The 4856-nt window shown below is 69.5% G+C and carries 3 protein-coding genes and 2 pseudogenes; 1 reads left to right on the top strand and 4 read right to left on the bottom strand.

Annotated elements, in window-relative coordinates; genetic code table 11:
- From VIU94_RS38040 to VIU94_RS38025, 4 genes and pseudogenes are all read right to left on the bottom strand, one after another.
- Nucleotides 1–492: pseudogene (locus VIU94_RS38040) on the bottom strand (hypothetical protein); the annotation flags it as partial.
- Nucleotides 474–1118, bottom strand: a pseudogene (locus tag VIU94_RS38035) (ABC transporter ATP-binding protein); the annotation flags it as partial. The pseudogenes VIU94_RS38040 and VIU94_RS38035, both read right to left, overlap by 19 nt.
- Nucleotides 1119–1436: 318 nt before the next feature.
- On the bottom strand, nt 1437–2816 hold the full coding sequence (locus tag VIU94_RS38030; protein ID WP_331919041.1) for an aspartate aminotransferase family protein: 1380 nt from the start codon (nt 2814–2816) through the stop codon (nt 1437–1439).
- A complete protein-coding gene (locus VIU94_RS38025) occupies nt 2801–3292 on the bottom strand; it encodes an Lrp/AsnC family transcriptional regulator (RefSeq protein ID WP_331919039.1) in 492 nt (163 codons plus the stop codon). The genes VIU94_RS38030 and VIU94_RS38025 overlap by 16 nt, the downstream gene beginning before the upstream one ends.
- A 205-nt stretch (nt 3293–3497) precedes the next feature.
- Between VIU94_RS38025 and VIU94_RS38020 the strand changes: the two genes are divergently transcribed.
- Nucleotides 3498–4856 (top strand): gamma-aminobutyraldehyde dehydrogenase (locus tag VIU94_RS38020; RefSeq protein ID WP_331919037.1); only part of this gene is annotated, 1359 nt, incomplete at its 3' end.

The following is a 4856-nucleotide window of genomic DNA, read 5'->3' as shown; positions in this document are numbered from 1 at the left end:
CAGCGCCGCGGCGGTGGCGGCGGCCACCGGGAGGACGGCGAGCAGGGTGAGCGCCGCGGCGAGCGGGATCGGCCGGTCGGCGGCCAGCAGGTCGGCCGCGGCCCCGTCGAACGGCAGGCCGGTGATGTCGCCGCGCAGGTGCAGGTAGAACAGCAGCGCCACCGTGGAGCCGAGCGTGCAGGCGACCGCGGTCGAGGCGGCGGCGAGCGCGGTCAGCCGGGCGGGCCCGAGCCCGACCGCGGAGAGGCCCGGCCGGGGCCGGGTGCTGGGGTCCGTACGGGCCACGGCGACCGCGAACTGCACGGTCGCCGCCATCGGGATCACGCACCACAGCAGCCGCAGCGAGGAGTCGGGCGCGTGCGCCGGGTGGCCGACCGCGTAGCCGAGTGTGCACAGCAGGAGGAAGCCCACGCCCGCGGCGGCCGCGGCGACCAGCAGCCGCCGCAGCAGGACCAGCGGGTGGGAGCCCCGGGTCAGACGGAGAGCGAGCACGCGGCGCGGCCCTCCGTACCGGTCGGCGGGGCGGAGCTGACGCGGCGGCCGTCGACGAGCGTGACGGCCCGGTCGGCGAGGGCGGCCACGTCGGCGTCGTGGGTGGCGAGCAGCACGGTGATCCGGTGCGAGCGGGCGGCCGCGGTGAGGGTGCGCAGTACCTGCGCGCCGTCGGCGCGGTGCAGGGCGGCGGTCGGCTCGTCGGCGAAGAGCACCGACGGCGTGGTGACCAGGGCCCGCGCGGTGGCGATCCGCTGCCGCTGGGACTGGGTGAGGTCGTGCGGCCGTTTGCGCGCGGCGCCGCCGATGTCGAGCCGGTCCAGCCATTCCATGGCGGAGGACTTCGCGGTGCGGTGCGCGAGGCCGCGCAGCAGCAGCGGCAGGGCGGCGTTCTCCCAGGCGGTCAGCTCGGGCACGAGTCCGGGTTCGGGGTCGATCCAGCCGAACCGTTCGCGGCGCAGCCGCTCGCGCTGGACGAGGCTCAGGGTGTGGACGGGGCCGCTGTTGAACCAGACCTCGCCCTGGTCGGCCACGAGCTGGCCGGAGAGGCAGCGCAGCAGGGTCGTCTTGCCGCTGCCGCGCGGTCCGGTGACGGCGAGGATCTCGCCCTCGCGGACCCCGAGGGAGACACCGCTGAGGGCGGGCGTGCCGCCGAGGGTGTGGTGCAGGGAGCGTGCCCAGAGCACGTCGTTGTCCGGTGGGGCCACCATCGCGTACACCTCGTTGTCGGATCTGATGTGTGTTCCCCCGTGCGGGGGAACGAGGAGACGGGCCTGTGGGTCACGTGGCTCACTCGGCACCGTAAGGATTCAGATCCGCTTGTACGGACAGCACACGGCCCGGGCCGCCGCCATCCACTCGGATGGCGGCATGCCCGGGCCGGGGTCACGCCGTGAGGGCGGCGTGAGGTCCTCTGCCTCGGAGGGCGGGGACGGTCGGAGCCGTCAGAGCTTCGTCCACGCCTCGGTGAGCACCGAGCGCAGGATGCCTTCGATCTCGTCGAAGGTGCCCTGGTCGGCGATCAGCGGCGGGGCCAGCTGGATGACCGGGTCGCCACGGTCGTCGGCACGGCAGTACAGACCGTTGTCGAACAGCGCCTTGGACAGGAAGCCGTACAGGACGCGCTCGGTCTCCTCGTCCGTGAAGGACTCCTTGGTGACCTTGTCCTTGACGAGCTCGATGCCGTAGAAGAAGCCGTTGCCGCGGACGTCGCCGACGATCGGCAGGTCGTGCAGCTTCTTCAGGGTGTCGAAGAAGTTGCCCTCCTGGTCCAGCACGTGCTGGTTCAGGCCTTCCTTGTCGAAGATGTCGAGGTTGGCGATCGCGACCGCCGACGACACCGGGTGGCCACCGAAGGTGTAGCCGTGCAGGAAGGTGTTGTCGCCCTTGTAGAACGGCTCCGCGATGCGGTCCGAGACGATGCAGGCGCCGATCGGGGAGTAGCCCGAGGTCATGCCCTTGGCGCAGGTGATCATGTCCGGCACGTAGCCGAACTTGTCACAGGCGAACATCGTGCCGAGGCGGCCGAAGGCGCAGATCGTCTCGTCGGAGACGAGCAGCACGTCGTACTGGTCGCAGATCTCGCGGACCCGCTGGAAGTACCCGGGCGGCGGCGGGAAGCAGCCGCCGGCGTTCTGCACCGGCTCCAGGAAGACAGCCGCGACGGTCTCGGGGCCCTCGAAGAGGATCTGCTGCTCGATCTGGTCGGCGGCCCAGCGGCCGAAGGCCTCGGGGTCGTCGCCGTGGATCGGGGCGCGGTAGATGTTGGTGTTCGGCACCTTGTGCGCGCCGGGGACCAGCGGCTCGAAGGGGGCCTTCAGGGCCGGCAGACCGGTGATGGACAGGGCGCCCTGCGGGGTGCCGTGGTAGGCGACCGCACGCGAGATGACCTTGTACTTGGTGTGCTTGCCCTGCAGCTTGAAGTACTGCTTGGCGAGCTTCCACGCGGTCTCGACGGCCTCGCCGCCACCAGTGGTGAAGAAGACCTTGTTCAGGTCGCCCGGGGCGTAGTGCGCGAGACGCTCGGCGAGCTCGACGGCCTTGGGGTGCGCGTACGACCACACGGGGAAGAACGCGAGCTCCTGGGCCTGCTTGTACGCGACCTCGGCCAGCTCCTGGCGGCCGTGTCCGGCGTTGACCACGAAGAGACCCGCGAGACCGTCGAGGTAGCGCTTGCCCTTGTCGTCGAAGATGTAGGTGCCCTCACCACGCACGATGGTGGGAACGGGCGAGTTCTCGTACGACGACATGCGCGTGAAGTGCATCCACAGGTGGTCGTACGCGGTCTTGGAGAGGTCCTGGGTCACGGTTATCGAGTTCCCCACATATAGGTCTGCTTCTTGAGCTTGAGGTAGACGAAGCTCTCGGTGGAGCGCACGCCGGGGAGGGTGCGGATGCGCTTGTTGATCACATCCAGCAGGTGGTCGTCGTCCTCGCAGACGATCTCCACCATCAGGTCGAAGGAGCCCGCGGTCATCACCACGTACTCGCATTCGGCCATGGCAGTCAGCGCCTCGGCGACTGGATCCAGGTCACCCTCGACGTTGATGCCGACCATCGCCTGACGCCGGAGGCCCACGGTGAGCGGGTCGGTGACGGCGACGATCTGCATGACGCCCTGGTCGAGCAGCTTCTGGACGCGCTGCCGGACGGCCGCCTCGGAGAGGCCCACGGCCTTGCCGATGGCGGCGTACGGACGGCGACCGTCCTCCTGGAGCTGCTCGATGATCGCCAGGGAGACGGCATCGATCGTCGGGGACGAACCGGATCCGGTTCTGGAATGCGTGCTTTGGCTGGCCACGACTTCACTGTGCACCAGGTTCGTCTGTCTGGCAAGCCATGAGCGATGAAATTCGTTGTTTCTGGTTCCAGATCTCACCGAATCCGAAGTTGGGAGGCGTCAGGCCTGTTGAAAGCGTCTGTGAAGCGATTACCCTTGGGTGTCTCACTCATCGGGACGCCGCACGACGACGTGCGACACAGAACGTGACAGGAGGGGTGGCCAAGTGACCACCGAGCTGCGCCGGCTGCGTAACTACATCAACGGGGAATTCCGGGACGCCGCGGACGGACGGACCATCGATGTGGTCAACCCGGCCACGGGCGAGGTCTTCGCCACGTCTCCGCTGTCCGGGCAGGCGGACGTCGACGCCGCCATGGACGCCGCCGCCGCGGCCTTCCCGGCCTGGCGCGACACCACGCCGTCCGAGCGCCAGAAGGTGCTCCTGAAGATCGCCGACGCCTTCGAGGAGCGCGCCGAGGACCTGATCGCCGCCGAGGTCGAGAACACCGGCAAGCCGGTCGCGCTCACCGCGAGCGAGGAGGTCCCGCCGATGGTGGACCAGATCCGCTTCTTCGCGGGCGCCGCCCGGATGCTCGAGGGCAAGTCCGCCGGCGAGTACATGGAGGGCATGACCTCGATCGTCCGCCGTGAGCCGGTGGGTGTGTGCGCGCAGGTCGCGCCGTGGAACTACCCGATGATGATGGCCGTGTGGAAGTTCGCCCCGGCCCTCGCCGCGGGCAACACGGTCGTCCTCAAGCCGTCGGACACGACCCCCGCGTCGACCGTGCTGATCGCCGAGATCATCGGCCAGATCCTGCCCAAGGGCGTCTTCAACGTCATCTGTGGCGACCGGGACACCGGCCGTGCGATGGTCGAGCACCCGACCCCGGCGATGGCCTCCATCACCGGTTCGGTACGGGCCGGCATGCAGGTCGCCGAGTCCGCGGCCAAGGACGTCAAGCGCGTCCACCTGGAGCTCGGCGGCAAGGCGCCCGCCGTGGTCTTCGAGGACAGCGACATCGCCAAGGCCGTCGAGGGCATCTCCGTCGCGGGCTTCTTCAACGCCGGCCAGGACTGCACGGCCGCGACCCGCGTCCTCGTCCACGAGTCGATCCACGACGAGTTCGTCAGCGCGCTCGCGAAGGCCGCCGCCGAGACGAAGACGGGTCGGCCGGACGACGAGGACGTGCTGTACGGCCCGCTCAACAACGCCAACCAGCTGAAGCAGGTCAGCGGCTTCATCGAGCGGCTCCCCGCCCACGCCAAGGTCGAGGCGGGCGGCCACCGGGTCGGCGACAAGGGCTACTTCTACGCCCCGACCGTCGTCTCCGGCCTGCGCCAGGACGACGAGATCATCCAGAACGAGGTCTTCGGCCCGGTCATCACCGTCCAGTCGTTCACCGACGAGGAGCAGGCCCTGACCTGGGCCAACGGCGTCGACTACGCGCTGGCCTCCTCGGTGTGGACCAAGGACCACGCGAGGGCGATGCGGATGTCGAGGAATCTCGACTTCGGCTGCGTGTGGATCAACACCCACATGGCACTCGTCGCCGAGATGCCGCACGGCGGGTTCAAGAAGTCC

The sequence above is a fragment of the Streptomyces sp. genome, assembly GCF_036566765.1.
Lineage (GTDB): Bacteria > Actinomycetota > Actinomycetes > Streptomycetales > Streptomycetaceae > Streptomyces.
The sequence above is the reverse complement of the archived record's forward strand: the minus strand, read 5'-3'. Positions and strand labels throughout refer to the sequence as shown.